This window comes from Neobacillus rhizophilus (assembly GCF_018343535.1).
In the GTDB taxonomy this organism is placed as follows: Bacteria; Bacillota; Bacilli; order Bacillales; family Cytobacillaceae; genus Neobacillus; species Neobacillus rhizophilus.
The window spans coordinates 787,732-805,818 of record NZ_JAGYPF010000004.1 but is presented as its reverse complement, the minus strand read 5'-3'; the positions used below and the strand labels follow the sequence as shown (position 1 = coordinate 805,818).

Here is an 18,087-nt window from a genome sequence, read left to right as displayed (position 1 = left end):
GAGGTTAACTACAATGAAGGCGGTTTCATATAACTTTGTTCCAAACTTTTACTATCTCTATTTGTTGAAAAACTTAATAATACGGATAATAGGGCAGCAAGAAGCATTCCAAAACCTAGTATATAAAACCCAGAACCAACATTTGAACCGTCACTAGCTAAGGCTACAATTGGTGGACCAATGACCCCACCAAAATTGCCAAATAAATTTATGAAACCATTATGCGAACCCGTGTGTTCTGGGGGGATATTATCCAAACACCAAGCCCACCACGCCCCAAATGGTGTATAAATCCCAATCGCACTTATGCAAAGCAAGAGGTAACTCAAAACCGGATCATGGATAAAATGACTCACTAAAAGCGCTGTTCCACCTAGTGTAAGTGGCCGAATTACATATTTTCCACGAGTCATATTCCTATCAGAAAGTCGTGAATTCAAAAACATCGCAATAGCACCCAGTAGTGGTGGGATGGCACTTAACATTCCTACGGTTGTTAGCGTGCCGCCGTTTATTGACTTTACCACTGTAGGCAGCCACAACCCATATGCGTATAATCCTGTCAACCAAAATAGGTAAATTAAACCGAGGACCCACAGACGGGATGACAGTATGGATTTTATAAAGGGTTGTTTTTGAGTAGGACCATCATTTATTTGAATACCCCTATTGTTAAGAATGAACTCTCGTTCTTTCTCAGAAAGCCTTTTATCCTCCATGGGGTCGTCAGCTAATAGGAAGATTGCAAATACCGCTAAGAGTATTGGGGGCAGGGCTTGTAGGAAAAACATCATTTTCCAATCCCATGTATCAATCATCCAACCTGCCAATGGAGACAAAATAACACTGGATAAAGGAATGGCTAAAAGGAATAATCCTGAGATTTGTGCACGTTCATTTACTGGAAACCATTTAATTGTCAAAACCATGAATGAGGGCCACATAGCACCTTCTGCCAATCCCAACAAAAACCGAACAGCTACTAGACTCTCATTTGACTGCATGAATCCAGTCAAGCAGCTGAAAATCCCAAAGAACGTCGACGCAGTAATAATAACCCACTTTGCACTAAATCGTTGGGCGATCCATCCTCCTGGCATTTGCGTTAAAATATAACCCCAAAAGAACGCCGACAACAATAAGCCCATTTCTTTTGATGTAAGACCCAATTCACTAGTCATGCTTGGTGCAGCCATTCCGATATTCGACCGATCTATAAAAGCAAATAAATATACTAGGAACAAGAACAATCCTATACGGTACCATCTGGTTTTTGGTGGTTGGTTACCTGATTTCAATCGCATATCATTCCCTTCGATAAGGTTATTCAGTTACACTTTTATAGTTAATAGGTTGATCCTCTGGAACTTGGGCAAGCCCCCTTGCCAAGTCGGGAGAAACGACATTTGCATCCGTTTCTACATTAACCAGCGCTGGAACACCGGCTTCGATAGATCTTTGCAGAGCATCTGGTAACTGCGACAGCTCTGTCACCCATTCTCCATGTCCCCCGAATGCTTCCATAATTAAGTCGTAGCGCGTACGATTTAAAGTAGTTCCAACTGTGTATTCTGGACCAAAGTCTAATTCCATTGCCTTTCTTTCAATATTCCAGCCTCCATTGTTACTAACAACGATTACGATTGGAATTTGGTGTCTCACTGCAGTGTCTAATTCGGATAAGGTAAATCCTAATGAGCCATCTCCAACTACCAATATTACTGGTGATTCTGGACGGGCAATTTTGGCAGCTATAGCTGCAGAAATGCCAATACCAATTGTGCCTAATGCTCCAGGATCTACGTAATGTCCTGGCAAGTCACGACCAAACGCAAGCCTGCCATAGGAAAGGATATCTCCGCCATCAGCAACTAAGGTTGTATCTTTCGTCAAATACTTATTTACTTCGTAACAAAGTCGAAGCGGATGGATCGGCGAAGATGTCAACTCGGCTGCTTGTCGATCTAATCGATCCCTGTTATCGCGATCCTTCTTTTGCAATTTCTGTACCCATGAAGTAAACTGTTTAGATACATTAGGATGATCTTGTAATGCCATATCTAGTTCCAAGAGAAATTTTCGAACGTCACTAATCACAGGTACATCAATAGGACGAGTTCGGGCGATTTCAGTTGGATCCGTATCTACCTGAACGAATATAGAATCTTTTGAGAACCGCGGCTCATAACCATAGCCTAAAATAAAGTTAAGTCGTGCACCGAGAATAATAACTACATCCGCAGTTGCCATTGCGAGCGAACGTGCTGCTCCTACATGCAATGGATGTGTATCTGGAAACACACCTTTGTTCAGAGATGTCGTCAAAACAGGTACTCCATGGCGCTCTGCAAAATCGATCAATGCTTCGTGAGCACCAGAAAAGAATGTACCACCTCCGGCAATAATTAATGGTCTCTCTGCATTCCTCAGAATAGATGTCACTTTTTGGACAGCAGACAGATCAGGAGCTGGTGGGTCCACGACTAATGTGTCACTTACCTGTTCCAACCACTTTGGATCTGCCTCGGCTTTAAATACACTTGTCGGTATATCTAAGAAAACAGGTCCTGGCTTTCCACTACTCGTTGTTTGAAACGCTCTATTAACCCACATAGGGATTTTCTTTGTTTCAAAAATGAGTTCCGCAAATTTTGTAATTGGCTTCATAATACCCGCTTGATCAATTTCCTGCATCGCGCCCATTCCCATTTGAGGAATAGGTGCATGTGCTCCAATTACCACCATAGGTGTGGCAGCCTGAAAAGCTGTAGCAACACCGGTTGTTGTATTTGTTACTCCAGGGCCAGCCGTTGCTAATACAACAGCAGGTTGTCCCGTAAGACGAGCCCATGCATACGCCATATGAGCGGCAGCTTCCTCATGCCGTACATCAACAATACGGATTCCATAGTCAATCAACGCCTTGTATACCAAACTAATGTGTCCACCATTAAGTGAAAAGACCTGTCGTACTCCCTTTTTATAGAGAGCCGCAACAAGCAGCTCAGCTCCATTCATGAATTTTCCCTCCAAAGTTTATAATTAAAATTACATTGATAACAAATCTAGCAAAAGATGAAAAACTAAGTTAAATTTAGTCAACTTCTCATCCAATATGGCACCTGCAGGACAATTCTCTTCAACTTTACAAATTAGCTCTAATAACTAGGGATCTGATTGGTAAACACTCGACTTACCTTCCTTTCCGATTTTAAAAACTTCTGGTGCGATTTCTAAACACATTTCTTTTCCTAAACATACGTTTTGATCAATAGTGACCTTCATGAAGAATCACCTCCTTTCAAGAAAATGCCTTCTTCACCAAGCATTCTTTCTTGCTCTTAACTTCCAATGAAAATAAACATATGAGCTTGTTAATTTAGAGTCGCCGTTTTTTATAAATTTAGAGTTTTCGGATAGTTTTGGTCGTAAAAATACCTTGATGTGTAGTAAGCACTCTCTAGTTGTTTCAGTTCGATCTTTCGAGTAGTATTTGGGCAATTATAAAATAGTTTTAAACCATATTAATAGAATTGGAGTTATGAAGCTTGTAATAGTTCCGGTAATAATAAATGCTATACTGCCAATTGCACCGGTTAATTCCCCCTCTTCCATGGCACGTACTGCTCCTAGTCCATGATATGAAACACCTATAACTAAACCTCTTGAAATAGGATCTTTAATCGAGAAACGATCCAAAAAGTATCCGACAGTTAGAAATCCAAATATTCCCGTGAAAAAGGTTATTCCGACAGTAATGGAGGGGTCTCCTCCCATAATCTTAGATAGTTCCATCGCTATAGGGGTAGTAACGTGCTTCGGTACAATCGAGTACACCAAACTTGGAGGAAATCCTGCAGCGTAAAACAGCCAAAAGTTACTTAAGATTGCGGTTAAGGAACCAACGAAAGTACCTAAGAAGATTGCTTTCTTAAATTTTATTAAAACGGCCACATTTTTCTTGATAGGTACTGCTAGTGAAATGACAGCTGGACCTAAAAACCAAGATATGAGTTTTCCACCCTCATAATAGTCTTCATATGGAAATTTAAATCCTATTAATACAGAGCCTACCATCAAAATGCTTAATATCATTGGGCTTGTCAATAAGGAAGGAATCTTTCCATGTACCCAAACAGCAATGCAGTAAACACTTACGGTTAATATCAAACCATAACCAATAGTGTAAGGATGTATCCCCATTCTTTACAGTCACCCTTCCACTTTTTGGTCATTATTTATTTGTTTTTTATCCTTCTGCATGTAAATGGATGTAATAGCTGTTAAAGACATGACCAATATAGTAGAAATCAAAAACATGACTAACAACATAACCCCGTTATTTTTTAAAATATCTCCGGAATATAACAAGGCTACTCCATCAGGTACAAACATAATGGGCATAAACTTAATTAAGCATTGAGATCCATCTTCAATAAAATGTAGTGGAATAATATCTGCTATCAATAAAATTGCTAGAAGAACCATTCCCAATACACTCGCTGGAATTGGTATATGGATCCAAACAACTACTTGCTGCACCAGCCAATAAAAAATACAAAGCACCAAGATTTGCAAGGGGATTAGAAAAAATTTAAGTATTCTCATACACTTTTCCTTCCAATTAATAAATTATTTAGCTTGTTTATGAATTTTTTACCATCACTGATAATTGGTATATTAATTGTACGTGTACGACCTTTCTTACTTTAATCAGTCTCTTTAATCTTTGAAAATCTTGATGGATGACCATAACTAAATATAAAATGTAGTCTTACCCCTAAAATTTTTAATACATTTACATTTGCAGTTGCAAGTTAACGTGCAGCTAATACTTGAGTGGGATTGAGATGAACCGGTGATCAGGTGACTAGTATAAATAAAAAACAATATTGATATAAGAGAGAATACTCTCCACAATTTGTAAAATGGTAGTTTTCTAATTTATAAGACCATTGAGGCGTAAAGTATGTCCGTTCTTAAGGTTCATCCCGCTTTTGTTGAACTACTGCTCAATCAGGAGAAATTTGTTTTCGAAGTCTTACTAAACCCTTAGATGAGTTTTATCGATTTTTTTGCTGAAATAATCGGCAATACCCATTGCACTAATAGGTAATTCCAGTTGTAAGTAATCATATATTTGATGCGAATCAGGTACTCCTAATCTTGTTAATTCACCTTTAATACGATCAAACATTTGATCAGCAATCCATGTGTGGTCCTTATTTAGTTGTACAGCTTTTTCACCAATTTCTACATAAAGCGGTAACCATGACTTGATTTGTTTAAACACTTCTTCTACATCTGAGGCAACGCCAAAATGTCCAAAATAAATGCGACCTACATTAAGTTTTTTTATTCTTTCAAGAGAATGCAGAGTTCCATCTGGTTTAAATTGATTCGGAGAAGTTAAAGGTAAAATTAATTTAATCCCAAGGTCTGCAAGAACTACCTCGCAGTTCATTCCTAGTGTATCACCCGTAAATATTCCATTACTAACTGAATCTAAAATGCAAAAATGGTGATCACTGTGACCCGGAGTATCAAAGAAAGTCAGTGCGCGGTTCTTACCAATCTGCAATGTTTCGCCATCTTCTTTAATGATGATTTTCTCTTCTGGTACGGGCAGAATTGGTTCAAAAAAACGGTTAAAATCATCGCCATAAACTGCTTTTGCTCCCAATTTTAGTCTAGAAGGATCAATTAAGTGACGAGCACCTTTAGGATGAACAAAAATGGTAGCGTTCGGACAGTCTTGCAATAATAATCCAGCTCCTCCAGAATGGTCAAGGTGAATATGAGTAATTATAATGTTTTTCACATTTCTTGGATCAATGTCTAATTCTTTTAATCCATTTAATATATGAGGCACAGACTTGCTAGAACCGGTCTCCACTAGTGTAATGTCATCCTCAATAATTACATATGTACCTGTACGATTAGATAATCCTAGGTCAAATACGTCGATTAGATGAATACGATTGCCGAGATCATATAATTTATTTAGCATATTTATTTCCATTCCTTTTGCTTCGCTCAAAGTATAAAAGCAGTAAAATTTGTTTGTATCGAGTGTATTATTAATCTAATCAAACGAGGACCAGTGCCAGATAAACATATATAGTTTAATAGTGTGTCTACTTAACCTATTGCTCCACTGGTCCTCATATAAATACTTCCCCGAAGTCTTATTCCCAGATATTCATCCCTTCTGCAAGCGGAGGACGGTTCGTTCACATATGTTCATGGTTATTCTAATAGCTCCCTAGGCTGAAAATTTAGACCCCCATTAGTCATCTTCCTCGATTATTATTGCGCCAACAGGACAATTCTCTTCTGCCTCACGGATTAAATCTGCTAATTCGGGATCCGTGTTATAGGCTTGCGACTTACCATCTTCACCAAATTTAAAAGCTTCTGATACAATTCCGATACACATTCCATTACCTATACATACGTTTTTATTAACTGTAACCTTCATGAAGAATTACCCCCATTCAAGAAAGAATTAAAAGTTTTTTATATAAATTTAGTTATATTTTTATATAAACATCAAGTGATTTTAACAGGCGGCCTACCATTGTCGATTCCCAGCTTAATTGATCATGTGCTAATTCTAAATGGTTAATTCTTTGCAAAAAGGTGCTGACAGCAATTCTTACTTCTAATCGCGCTAATTGATTACCAAGACAATAGTGAGCTCCATGACCAAATCCAAGATGAGGATTTGGATCCCGAGTAATATCTAATTGATCTGGATTTTCAAACTTTTCCTCATCCCTATTAGCAGATGCATTTACAATTAGTAGTCGCTCACCTTTTTTTATGACTTTATTACGAATTTCGATGTCTTCGGTAGCAACTCGAACCACTGATTTGGCAGCCCCATCATAACGAACAAACTCCTCTACAGCTGTGTTAATTAATGACGGGTTTTCTTTTAACAATTTCATTTGATCTGGGTTTTTTAAAAGAGCTAGTAAACTATTAGCAATCATTCCTGTCGTTGTTTCATGTCCAGCTTGAAACAAAAGAATACTCTGAGCAATTAATTCTTCAGGACTTAAAATCCCTCCTTCATTTGCTTCAATAAGGGAACTTATAAGATCTGTTCCTGGGTTTCTTTTTCTTTCTTCGAATTTTTCTTCAAAGTAAGCCGACATCTCTTTAACAGCAAGAAAAGCTTTCATGTGTCGATCTTTTACTGATAAATCAATGAAAACTAAAGTATTAAGATCATGTGTCCAGGTTTTGATTTTGTCAAAATCTTCCGATGGCAGCCCCATCATTGCTGAAAGAACATTTGACGGAATTGAGAATGCATAGTCTGAAACAATATCTATACGTTCTCTTTTTTCAATTTCATCTATAGCTTGATTTACTATATTCTGTATTGTATCTCTCATTGCCCCGATAACTCGAGGAGAAAAGGCCTTTTGTAATACCTTGCGAATACGAGTGTGATTTGGAGGATCGGTTAAGGGCATCCACTTTTTCATTACTTCAGCAACATATTTTCCCTCTGTCGGCATTTTATCCATTACTTGTTTGCTAATACGATCCGCGGAAATTCGAGGATCTTGTAAAAGTGCATACACATCATCATATTTAGTGATGATCCATCCTTTCCAGCGATCATTCCAATATACCGGATCTTCTTGACGTATTTGTTTAAAATAGGAATAGGGATCACTTACAGCTTGAGGATCCAACAGGTCATTAGTAATTGCAATCATTAATAATTCCTCCTTAAAATAGGTTTAATTTTATCTTGCTAATATAATAATGGAACAAATGTTACCGCTTAAGTTCGAAATACCTCCTCCTCCCATCGTCTCTGCCACACCGACAAGAGGGAGTTTCCCGTTTCTCTCTATTTGTCTATTTTCTGCTCTTCCATGAAGCTGCAAATAAATCTCATAAAGCTGTGCTACGCCTGTCGCTGCTAATGGGTGACCTTTGGACAATAATCCTCCACTTGTATTCACTGGTTTAGCTCCAGTTAATTCGGTTACACCATCACTAAGTAATTTCCCGCTGTCACCAGGTTTGCAAAATTGTAGACCCTCATAAGCTAAAAGCTCTGCGATCGGATATGCATCATGCACTTCAGCAAAATCAATGTCATTAGGTCCCAATCCTGCATCTTCATAGGCTTTAGAAACAGTCTTATTAATTAACTTTTGACTCCAAACGCTTTCTTCAGGTTCGTAAACGGTATCTCCACTCATCAGCACCGAAGACTTTACACAAACAGGATTTGAAATTCCTAATTTTTTCGCATATTCCTTTGACACTAGTATGGCAGCAGCTGCACCATCACCAATTGGGCAGCATTCTAATAGTTTAATAGGATCAGCGATTGGTCTTGATGACATAATTTCTTCAAGGGTCATTTTTTTACGATATTGAGATTTTGGATTTAAGGTCCCATTATAGTGGTTCTTGACCGATACTTGAGCGAGTTGTTCTTCAGTTATGCCGTACCGATCCATATATCTACGACTCATTAATGCATACTGAGCAGGTAGAATTAATCCTTGACTAACTTCATAATCTTCCAAATTTAAGGGTATTGGCCCGCTTATACTTGTTGATAATTGTTCAATACCAACAGCCAAAGCAACGTCTATGGCTCCCATTGACACTTGCAGCCATGCTTCCCTAAATGCACTTGAACCACTTGCGCAGGCATTTTCAACATTTGTTACAGGGATTCCTGTTAAACCAATTTCCATTAAAATTTTTTGCCCGATTCCCATTTCCCCGTAAACGCTCCCAATAAAGGCAGCTTCAATTCTTTGTTTTTCAATCCCGCTATCTTTCAAAGCTTCAATAATTGCAGTGTACCCCAGTTTACTAATTGGTGTTTCTGGAAATTTTCCGAATGGTGTCATTCCCATCCCAATTACCGCAACATCTCTCATTTTTAAACCTCCTCTATTATCTTGAATTCAAATGCGTTGATTGTTTCTCCATCTTTTGTAGTGATTGGAGTACGAACTCCTTTCACACGTTTGTTACTATCAAGTTGTTGGTGACTCTCGACATTTACCCTTGCTAGTAGACGGACTCCCTCATCTAAATCTACAAAGGCTAGTGTATATGGTGCTTTATAAAACGGTGAATCTGTCCGAATGGTTGTATAGGAAAATATGCGGCCATTTGAATTAATCTCAATATTCGTCAATGAGTCCAAACAATCAGCGCATATTTCCTTTAACGGAAAATATTTTCGTTCGCATTTAGGACAATAAGAACAATTCAGTTTAAGATTATCGTCATGAGAATCAGGGACGATCAACTTTTCTAAGTTATACAATCAAATCACTCCAATTCATAAAATTCAGTTTAATGGATTTAAAAGATCTTTCCGAATATGTAGGCTAAGAAGTTATGCGTATTTATAAAACCCTTCTCCTGTTTTCTTACCCAACATTCCTGCCTCCACATATTGCTTTAAAGTACGAGATGCTCTAAACCGGTCTCCATAAGCTTCAAACATGTCAGAACTTAACATTAAAAATATATCTAGACCGATATGGTCAACTAATTCTAGGGGGCCCATCGGATGATTTAAACCTGTTTTTACAATTCCATCGAGTGTTTCTTTATCACATACGCCTTCTTCTAAAATTCTTATACCTTCTGAAATTACAGCTGCCGCGATACGGCTCACTACAAATCCCTGGACATCGTTCACTACATAAGGCTTTTTGCCAATTTGCTTTGTAATATCTACTACCATATCAACCGTATTCTCATCTGTTTTTAAACCGCGAATAATTTCAACTAATTCCATACGATGCGGTGGATTAGAAAAATGCATTCCTAAAACCCTACAAGTATTTTCACAAGCACTAGCAATGGAAGTAACACTTATTTGTGATGTATTCGTTGCTAGAATCGTATCTTCTGGCACCAAAGGTTCAATTTCACTAAAAATACGTTTCTTTAACTCAAGATTCTCCGGAACCGCTTCCACAATCAACGAATATTCAGCAATTTGACTGTCAATTTGTTCACTTGTTGAGATACGTGCAATAATTTGTTCAATTTCAGTATTGTTATAGTTAAAAGACAAATATTTCCTAATATATTGAAATGCTATCGTTAGCTGTTCTTTACTTTTATCAATCAGCAAAACATCAAAGTTTGCTTCCGCAAAAACTTGAGCAATGCCGCGTCCCATTGTTCCTGCACCCACAACACATACCTTTAATTTATTCACTTTAATTCCCCCAAATTTTCATATTGTTATGACCTGCCTTCAATCCATTTTGCATCGTAGTTACCGATCGTAACGGATTAAATCGAATTCCATTTGGTTATAAACAGTCTCAGATTTTTAAAGATTTATTGATCTTTTTCAACCTAGAGTAGTATCCACCTCCTTTATTGAATTTACAAACATTTACTATCAGTAATGATTAGGGACATGCTTGCTAAATTCCCCACAATTGACCACTACTCTCAATAAATATATCAATAAGGTAACCGTGTGATCTGATCACTATATCGAGCGCATAAATTAGATAACAGCTGTTTTGAAGTCGATTATACGGGATATCACCTTTATATAAGTTACCGACTGGATTTGGTGTCTGTGTGATTCTTCTATTTTCACTATTCATATGTTGTAAATTATACAAAAAATATTTTTTAGTTTTTTAATATGTGGTTTAATTCCAATATTCACCCAACACTGTGATCAGCGAGAACGAAACATGGTTATTAGGTGACCTGATCACTTTGGACAAAAAAATATATTTCACTTTTTATCGATAAAATCCAAACAAGGTATTATGTTAATTTTTAAGAAGACATTTGAAGATATAAAGAATTTAAACATAACAATTACTATGCAAATTAACTAAATTAATGTGGTTATTAGGTGATCTGATCACTAATTATAAAAAATATAATTTCAGCTAGTCTTCTTTGTGCAACAAGGGCTACCAGCCCCCTCTCCAAAATCTTACGAACATCCATAGATCTGTTTACAATAATAGATTGAGAGTCTATCTTGTTAGTATAATTATAATAACTTAGTCAATTTTCTGTCAATAAAAAATATTCTTTATTTTGGAAAACCTTTATTCCCTGCAACCTTCTTAATTAACAGATTATTGATGGTTTTTATACAGTAAATATAGTAAGAATGAATAAATAATAGGTTCTTTCAAATCACTTTTGGAGGAAATGACTGTTAGTTGAGATTCCGGCGTTACCCCTTTTAGGGATTTGCTAGAGTAGTCCCCTTATATGTCATTTATCACAATATACGTTGCTTTTATCGGACCATGTACTCCGACAACAAGGTTCAGTTCAATATCAGCTGAGTTACTCGGGCCCGTGATAAAATTGATACAGGAGGAAACATGTCCTGTATTTTGGTACATTTCCCGCATTTTCACCGCTGCTTGAGTCATTCTAGGAACCAGCGAACTTTTGGGAATCAGTATAATAGAGGTCTTCGGCAAAAAGCTGACAGTTCTTCCCCTGTCTTTGTCACTGAACAAAACGACCGTTCCAGACTCAGCAAGCGTTATTTCACTAATGGTGATCCCGACATTTGCATGCTCAGCCTGATGAACATTTTCTTCCCATAATGTATAATCCCATTCAAAAACATCAACATTTTCAGATGGCCACTTTTCTTTCATCAGGGAATCAAGACCCCATTTAGAGAACCGTTCATCCTTCCATGTTACAACGGGACCGCCGCCATATTCAGAGACCACCTCATTTACCACCTCTGGAAGTCCGGCCAAATCAACGGTAAATATCTCCGTATGGATTTTTTTACAATGTTCTTTTAACATCTCCAGCAGTTCATACTGGTCAGCATCCTTATAGATTTCGTACTGAGGCTCATATTTCCATTTCGTCCTTTCCATTGGAGCAGAAATCCGCGGACGGTTCAATCGGCTAGCAATTTGATTTAAAAACTTATCTCGATTATAGATGGTGCCAATCATGATTTTTCTCCTTTCTCCCGATTTTTAAACCAATCTCTGAGTCTCTCTTTATTTGGTGCCGGAAAATCTCGAATTTCCGTCCAAGCCTTTAATAGTCCTGGTCCTTTAGAAATTTTATCCCCTGAGATAAATGGAGACATTGCAGCAGGGACGATCTTCGAACCAATTTTATAAAGAGTTGGTGATGCAGCACCTAACCCGAATGCCTTCATTAATAATTTTTCCGAAACTGGTGCTTTACCTTCCTTTTCTACAATGACTTCCCGATGTTTATGAAGCAGGTTGTGAAGCGGAATTTTCACTGGACAAACTTCTGTACAGGCACCGCAAAGGGTGGATGCATATGGCAACTCCTTGTATTCATCATAGCCCCCAAGCAGCGGTGTAAGAACGGCACCGATTGGTCCAGGATAAATGGAACCGTAAGAATGTCCGCCAATATGACGATATACCGGACATACATTGATACATGCTGCACAGCGGATACATTGCAATACTGACTGGAATTCACCACCAAGAATGTTGGATCTGCCGTTATCCACAATGACCAGATGGAATTCTTCTGGTCCGTCAACATCAAGTTCTTCCTTAGGCCCAGTCAATACGGTGATGTAGCTTGTCAGTTTTTGTCCAACTGCATTTCTTGTTAGCATACTGACGAGCACTTCCATTTCTTCAAAGGTTGGAACCAGCCGCTCCATTCCCATTACGGTGATTTGTGTTTTCGGCAGTGCGGTCACCAAGTCGGCATTTCCTTCATTTGTGACCAAACAAAAGGAACCAGTTTCTGCAACCGCAAAGTTACAGCCAGTTATCCCGATATCCGCTGCTAAAAACTTTTTCCGAAGAGTAACCCGTGCCTGATAAGCAAGTTCTTCAGGATTGGATGATTTCGTGTATCCTAATTTCTTTTCAAAAACTAACCTGACCTGCTCTCGATTTTTATGCAATGCCGGTGCTACAATATGGGATGGCGGATCATGCTCATCAAGCTGAAGTATGTATTCACCGAGATCTGTTTCAACAACCTCACAGCCCTCCTCTTCCAGCATTGGATTCAAGCTTATTTCTTCAGTCATCATCGATTTTGATTTCACAATTTTTTTTGCTTTTTTCTTTTGCACAACACTTCTGATGTATTCATTCGCTTCTTCCTTTGTCTGGGCGAAAAAGACATGCCCGCCAAGTTTAGCAACGTTTTCACTTAATTGCTCTAAGTAATAATCCAAATATTTAAGAACATGCTGCCTGATTTCTTCCCCATGATTGCGCCATTCCTCCCAATTGCCCAAGTCTTCAGTTGTCGCTGCCTTACGCTTCATGCTCATCCCGTCTTGTGCAGAAGCAACTGCACCACGCATGAAATCATCATGAATTCCGTTATCAACACGTTCCGTAAACTGTTCCGTGCCAATCTTAATTGCCATTGGAAATCCTCCTATTATGATTTCGAAAAAGTAAATAACTTAATGACTATTCAATACTTCCGCTATATGTAGGACCTTAACCGGTTTCCCCAATCTTTCCATTCGACCGCCGATGTTCATCAGACAGGCAGCATCTGCACCGACAAGATAATCTACTCCGGTTTCTTCAACATGACGGACTTTCTCATCAACCATTTGCTCCGAAATTTGTGCCATTTTGACAGCAAAGGTACCTCCAAAACCGCAGCATTGTTCCTTACCTGGTAATTCAGTGAACTTCAAGCCTTTAACATTTTGCAATAGAATCATCGGCGGTTCTTTAACTCCTAATAATCTTGTCATATGGCATGAGGTGTGATAGGTAACATTCCCTTCGAAACTGGCCCCGACATCTTCAATTTTTAAAACTTCCACAATAAATTGAGTTAACTCATATGTTTTTTCTGCCAGTGTCTGTGCCTTAATTTCCCAGACAGGATCTCCCGCAAAAATATGAGGATACTCATTAAACATAAAAGCACATGAACCGGAAGGAGAGACAACATATTCGGCATCACTGAACGTTTCAATCATCCGCTTCATGGCCTCTTTTGATTCCTTTACATAACCACTGTTATATGCCGGCTGGCCACAGCAAACCTGCGACTCAGGGAATTCAATTTCACACCCAAGTCTTTCAAGCAGTTCAACTGCCGCTTTGCCAACATTACCCTGAAACATATCAACCATACACGTTGCAAAAATAGTAACCTTCATTTTTCACTTCCCCTTAAAAATATTCCACTTTACTTAACAGGTCATCTGATGACCTAATTATTTAATATTCTATATATTACAACAATTAACCATCTTTAGAAAGGGTTTTCAGCAAAATATTTCTTAAAATTAACTAAGCAATTCACTTTTTGTTGAGAAACAGTTGAAATAAAAGAGTAAAAAAGTCCAAATAACAATATTTGGACTTTTTCTTAATTGTATTTACATTCATTGCACCGCGTAAGGAAATTAACTATACCTAGTAAAAAACCTAAACCCCAGTTAGAAACTTGTAAATAAACATAGAAAATTACGTAATGAATGAAACAATTATTATTTTGGGTAAGTTATTAGATATAAATAATTAATATATTTAATATCTTTCTCTCGCTTTGTCAAACGATCATATCAATTTTCTTCCACCATTTCATCGTATTGGTCAAATAGCTCCTGGGCACTAACTAAATGTGCAACTATTCGTTCCTCGGCTTTGTTAACATTTTGTTCCTTGATTGCTAAAAAAATCTCGCGATGTTCTGCCAATAATTTTTCTGGCATGTCTGGAGAGACATAAAATTTATCCCTGATAGCCCTCAATGCCTTTTGCATTGTAGTTGAAAGTTGTTCCATCAACGATATCAAAATTTTATTCTGACTGGCTTCTGCAATTGCAAAATGGAAGGCCCAGTCCGCTTCCCCACCAATATTAATAGATGTTAAATCCGATTCCATTTTGTTAATAGCTGTTTCTATTTTTTTTAAATCTTCGGTTGTTCTTCTTTGAGCAGCGAATGCTACTGTCCCCTTCTCTAAGATCTTACGAACATCTAACAAATTTGTTATGTCATCTTTTGTAATGAAAAGATAATCGGGAATCGACTGGTTTAGAATAGAGGAATCAAAATTACGAATGAATGTCCCTTCTCCATGTCTTGTTTCTATCAAACCAATCGTTTTTAATACACTCAATGCTTCACGTATTGTTGATTGCCCAACATTAAATGAACTTGATAGTGAACGTACCGATGGTATCTTATCTCCAGGTTTTAAATCTCCATTAGATATAATTTCTTTTAGTTGTTCAACAACATCCTCGTATAAATTTCTTGGCTTAACTTGCTGAATTTCCCACACATCCACCACTCCTTTTTGTATATACCTATTTGAACCTAAAGTTATTAGGTTTTTGATGCTAGGTAAATATATGTGAGTTTTTTTTCAAAATCAGTTTTACAAAGAGTTTTTTTGCAATTATTCCACATATAATTTTATGTCTATTAGAAAAATAAATTTTACATTAAACATCTTTCTTTTATTTTTGTTAAATATCATCCTCAACTTTTTTCGTTGTCGCCTTGCTCATTTATTCACATTTAACTAATGTATAAATGGTTATTAGGTGATCTGAACACTTGGTTACTATTTGAGTATATGAGCCAATGACCCCTTCTGTCAATATATATACTGAAGATTATAATAATTAATTATATATAGGTGATCTCTTCACTAGGATGTTATGTGTCATGTGGTATAGAATGCATACATCATGCCAGATCATGTTCATATGGTGGTTAATGTTCCTTCCAAAGTATCGATTTCAAGTTTCATACGATATTTAAAAAGGAAAAGTGCATTTAGTTATGTAGACCCAATCACATCATTAGTGATTTCTGCTGTGGTCTTGCAGGAACAAAAGACATTAGTTCAATTGTGTAGCGGGCATTACTTTTTATTAACGAAACTCAATATTTGGAATTTTCAAAACCATTCATGAAAAAACCAGTTAAATAACGAAATAAACAGTGGAAAGCTTTGGCTTCCCACTGTTTTGTAAAAACATGTTTATTGCCTTAAAAGTTTTTCATTTTGGGTTTCCACATTAAAAACCCGTTTGTTTAATGCAGTCGTTTTATCATCTGTATATTGAATCATTTTCTCTGTATAATCAACCTAAGCTTTGGATTAAATTCCTTTGCAATTTTTCTTGACCATTTTTTATTTCTATTACATCTAAACGCAGCTTATCCTGACGCTCTTTTAATGCGCAGATTTCTACTTCTAAACCTCTTTGTCCTGCTACAAAACCTACTTGGCCATCTTCTAAAGCCTTTTGACGTTCTACTAAAGCTTGTTAACCTGCTTCTAAGCCCTTTTGACTTGCTATTAATCCTGCTTGACCTTCTTCTAAGTTTCCGAGACGACCATTAATTTTTTGTAAATCGTTGAGGATTAATTTAACGCTCTCTTCCATTAAAAACTCCCCCTAGTATCCTTAATTGTCGTAAAAACCAAACGTGTTTTCTTATTTTATTATAGCATCTTCAAAAATCCTGGCACTTATATAAAAAGACATTCATTTGTCTACGTTACTACCTCAAAAATAATTTGTGTTGATATAGCGATATTTACAAACACTTTTTTGAAAATTATAAAAACATAAGACTTATATGTTTATATTTATATAGAGTAATTGGTAGAATAAAGGAAGCATGATTAAACAAATAAGTAGAAGGAAGTGCTCGACTTGGATCAAAAGTACGCAGGTTATACATTGTTTCAATCTGTACCATTTGGAAATGAAAAGTTAGCAAGCCGGTTAGTAATGGCTCCCATGACAAGGATGTTTTCGCCAGAAGGTGTACCTGGAGATAATGTTGCTCAATATTACCGCAAACGTGCAGAGAATGGGATTGGGCTCATCATAACTGAAGGAACAGCAATCAACCACCCAGCTGCCGTAATGAGCCCTGATATTCCCCGTTTTTATGGTGAGGACGCCTTAAATGGCTGGGCAAATGTAGTACATGAAGTCCACCAGGCAGGTGGTAAAATCATTCCACAATTATGGCATGTTGGTGCAGCACGAAGAGCAGGCAGTGAACCAAATGTTGACGCACCTCCTGTCAGTCCGTCTGGATTTACTTTAAAAGGCCAGAGAAATGAGAAAATAAAGGCTTTAACGAAAGAAGAAGTCGCTGAAATGATTAACGCATACGCCGAAGCTGCAGCAAATGCGAAGCGCATCGGCTTTGACGGAATTGAATTGCATGGAGCACATGGATACTTAATCGATCAATTTTTTTGGGAACTAACGAACAAACGTACAGATGAGTATGGCGGGGATATAGGCGAGCGATCAAAGTTTGCGGCAGATGTTGTTCGTGCTTGCCGGAAAGTAGTCGGGCCAGATTTTCCGATTGTCTTTCGTTATTCACAATGGAAAGGAACCGATTATCAAGCGAAATTAGCTACCAACTCTAAAGAGCTTGAACAATTGCTCACCCCTTTGGTTGAAGCGGGCGTAGATATTTTCCACTGCTCTACAAGACGTATCTGGGAACCTGAATTTAAAGATGAAGATTTATCATTAGGCTTAGCTGGCTGGACGAAACGAATTACTGAAAAACCAACGATTGCCGTCGGTTCCGTGGGTATTAACCGCGCTTATCTAAGCAATCAGGATAATGATAATGTCACAATTGTTGACAATCTTAAAATCATAGATGAAAAAATCAAAGCAGGCGAATTTGACTATGTGGCAGTCGGCCGTGCCGTGCTAGCTGATCCAGAATGGGCAGTAAAACTCAAAAATGGTAAACTGGATCAAGTAGTGCATTATACCAAGGAATCCGAGAAGCAACTGATTTAAGAACCGTCCGTTTTTTCAACCTTCAACTAACAACTTTCAAACAATGGGTAAGCCCTTCTTTAATTGAAGGGCTATCATTGTCGCCTTGTTCAACTAAAGCACCCTAGCTTAAGTCCATTAATTTTGCAATCTTCCTTCTTAGTCATTCCTGTCTTACTTTTATTTAAACAAGTGTTAACGTTTATAATTTATAGTTTCATCAATCAATATCTTAACTTTTATGTCCTTAATTAAATCTTTCTTAAAATTGTTGATTATATTTTAGCCTTTCTAT

At 37.5% G+C, this 18,087-nt stretch carries 17 protein-coding genes; 2 read left to right on the top strand and 15 right to left on the bottom strand.

What is annotated here, in order from left to right; all coding sequences use genetic code 11:
• Positions 1–8: 8 nt before the first annotated feature.
• From KHA99_RS22085 to KHA99_RS31430, 15 genes are all read right to left on the bottom strand, one after another.
• A complete protein-coding gene (locus KHA99_RS22085; RefSeq protein ID WP_213119617.1) occupies positions 9–1,304 on the bottom strand; it encodes an MFS transporter in 1,296 nt (431 codons plus the stop codon).
• Between the two features lie 19 nt (positions 1,305–1,323).
• A complete protein-coding gene (locus KHA99_RS22080) occupies positions 1,324–3,018 on the bottom strand; it encodes a thiamine pyrophosphate-binding protein (protein WP_213119616.1) in 1,695 nt (564 codons plus the stop codon).
• Positions 3,019–3,165: 147 nt separating this feature from the next.
• Positions 3,166–3,285, bottom strand: coding sequence for a ferredoxin (locus KHA99_RS22075; RefSeq protein WP_213119615.1), 120 nt, complete (start codon positions 3,283–3,285; stop codon positions 3,166–3,168).
• 216 nt (positions 3,286–3,501) lie between these two features.
• Positions 3,502–4,203: an LrgB family protein gene (locus KHA99_RS22070; protein WP_213119614.1), complete on the bottom strand. Its 702-nt coding sequence runs from the start codon at positions 4,201–4,203 to the stop codon at positions 3,502–3,504.
• Positions 4,204–4,212: 9 nt separating this feature from the next.
• Entirely contained in the window at positions 4,213–4,608 is a 396-nt protein-coding gene (locus KHA99_RS22065; RefSeq protein ID WP_213119613.1) for a CidA/LrgA family protein, read from the bottom strand.
• 436 nt (positions 4,609–5,044) lie between these two features.
• Positions 5,045–6,022 (bottom strand): MBL fold metallo-hydrolase, encoded by a 978-nt coding sequence (locus KHA99_RS22060; protein WP_249366816.1) that lies wholly within the window; start codon positions 6,020–6,022, stop codon positions 5,045–5,047.
• Positions 6,023–6,289: 267 nt separating this feature from the next.
• On the bottom strand, positions 6,290–6,481 hold the full coding sequence (locus KHA99_RS22055; RefSeq protein WP_213119612.1) for a ferredoxin: 192 nt from the start codon (positions 6,479–6,481) through the stop codon (positions 6,290–6,292).
• A 52-nt stretch (positions 6,482–6,533) separates the two neighbouring features.
• Positions 6,534–7,736 (bottom strand): cytochrome P450, encoded by a 1,203-nt coding sequence (locus tag KHA99_RS22050; protein WP_213119611.1) that lies wholly within the window; start codon positions 7,734–7,736, stop codon positions 6,534–6,536.
• A gap of 30 nt (positions 7,737–7,766) precedes the next feature.
• Positions 7,767–8,927 (bottom strand): thiolase family protein, encoded by a 1,161-nt coding sequence (locus KHA99_RS22045; protein WP_213119610.1) that lies wholly within the window; start codon positions 8,925–8,927, stop codon positions 7,767–7,769.
• A 2-nt stretch (positions 8,928–8,929) separates the two neighbouring features.
• Positions 8,930–9,322, bottom strand: coding sequence for a Zn-ribbon domain-containing OB-fold protein (locus tag KHA99_RS22040; protein ID WP_213119609.1), 393 nt, complete (start codon positions 9,320–9,322; stop codon positions 8,930–8,932).
• A 72-nt stretch (positions 9,323–9,394) separates the two neighbouring features.
• Positions 9,395–10,231: a 3-hydroxyacyl-CoA dehydrogenase family protein gene (locus KHA99_RS22035; RefSeq protein ID WP_213119608.1), complete on the bottom strand. Its 837-nt coding sequence runs from the start codon at positions 10,229–10,231 to the stop codon at positions 9,395–9,397.
• A gap of 1,030 nt (positions 10,232–11,261) precedes the next feature.
• Entirely contained in the window at positions 11,262–11,981 is a 720-nt protein-coding gene (locus tag KHA99_RS22030; RefSeq protein WP_249366815.1) for a LutC/YkgG family protein, read from the bottom strand.
• Positions 11,978–13,408 (bottom strand): LutB/LldF family L-lactate oxidation iron-sulfur protein, encoded by a 1,431-nt coding sequence (locus tag KHA99_RS22025; protein ID WP_213119607.1) that lies wholly within the window; start codon positions 13,406–13,408, stop codon positions 11,978–11,980. Before KHA99_RS22025 ends, KHA99_RS22030 begins: the two co-directional genes overlap by 4 nt.
• 39 nt (positions 13,409–13,447) lie before the next feature.
• Entirely contained in the window at positions 13,448–14,164 is a 717-nt protein-coding gene (gene lutA / locus KHA99_RS22020) for a lactate utilization iron-sulfur protein LutA (protein WP_213119606.1), read from the bottom strand.
• 408 nt (positions 14,165–14,572) lie between these two features.
• Complete coding sequence (locus KHA99_RS31430; RefSeq protein WP_213119605.1) at positions 14,573–15,298, bottom strand: FadR/GntR family transcriptional regulator; 726 nt, start codon at positions 15,296–15,298, stop codon at positions 14,573–14,575.
• A gap of 412 nt (positions 15,299–15,710) precedes the next feature.
• On the opposite strand from KHA99_RS31430, the gene KHA99_RS31605 reads away from it, so the two are divergent.
• Positions 15,711–15,938, top strand: a complete 228-nt coding sequence (locus KHA99_RS31605) for a transposase (RefSeq protein WP_372447625.1) — start codon at positions 15,711–15,713, stop codon at positions 15,936–15,938.
• Between the two features lie 750 nt (positions 15,939–16,688).
• The gene (locus KHA99_RS22005; protein WP_213119604.1) at positions 16,689–17,813 is read left to right on the top strand and encodes an NADH:flavin oxidoreductase; all 1,125 of its coding nucleotides are present in this window, start codon (positions 16,689–16,691) and stop codon (positions 17,811–17,813) included.
• Positions 17,814–18,087: the final 274 nt, after the last annotated feature.

Excerpts from the sequence above, each read along its gene's own strand:
- KHA99_RS22085 (WP_213119617.1), bottom strand. The coding sequence starts at position 1,304 with ATGCGATTGAAATCAGGTAACCAACCACCAAAAACCAGATGGTACCGT.
- KHA99_RS22055 (WP_213119612.1), bottom strand. The coding sequence starts at position 6,481 with ATGAAGGTTACAGTTAATAAAAACGTATGTATAGGTAATGGAATGTGT.
- lutA (WP_213119606.1), bottom strand. The coding sequence starts at position 14,164 with ATGAAGGTTACTATTTTTGCAACGTGTATGGTTGATATGTTTCAGGGT.
- KHA99_RS22025 (WP_213119607.1), bottom strand. The coding sequence starts at position 13,408 with ATGGCAATTAAGATTGGCACGGAACAGTTTACGGAACGTGTTGATAAC.
- KHA99_RS22060 (WP_249366816.1), bottom strand. The coding sequence starts at position 6,022 with ATGGAAATAAATATGCTAAATAAATTATATGATCTCGGCAATCGTATT.
- KHA99_RS22050 (WP_213119611.1), bottom strand. The coding sequence starts at position 7,736 with ATGATTGCAATTACTAATGACCTGTTGGATCCTCAAGCTGTAAGTGAT.
- KHA99_RS31605 (WP_372447625.1), top strand. The coding sequence starts at position 15,711 with ATGCCAGATCATGTTCATATGGTGGTTAATGTTCCTTCCAAAGTATCG.
- KHA99_RS22065 (WP_213119613.1), bottom strand. The coding sequence starts at position 4,608 with ATGAGAATACTTAAATTTTTTCTAATCCCCTTGCAAATCTTGGTGCTT.
- KHA99_RS22075 (WP_213119615.1), bottom strand. The coding sequence starts at position 3,285 with ATGAAGGTCACTATTGATCAAAACGTATGTTTAGGAAAAGAAATGTGT.
- KHA99_RS22045 (WP_213119610.1), bottom strand. The coding sequence starts at position 8,927 with ATGAGAGATGTTGCGGTAATTGGGATGGGAATGACACCATTCGGAAAA.
- KHA99_RS22070 (WP_213119614.1), bottom strand. The coding sequence starts at position 4,203 with ATGGGGATACATCCTTACACTATTGGTTATGGTTTGATATTAACCGTA.
- KHA99_RS22080 (WP_213119616.1), bottom strand. The coding sequence starts at position 3,018 with ATGAATGGAGCTGAGCTGCTTGTTGCGGCTCTCTATAAAAAGGGAGTA.
- KHA99_RS22030 (WP_249366815.1), bottom strand. The coding sequence starts at position 11,981 with ATGATTGGCACCATCTATAATCGAGATAAGTTTTTAAATCAAATTGCT.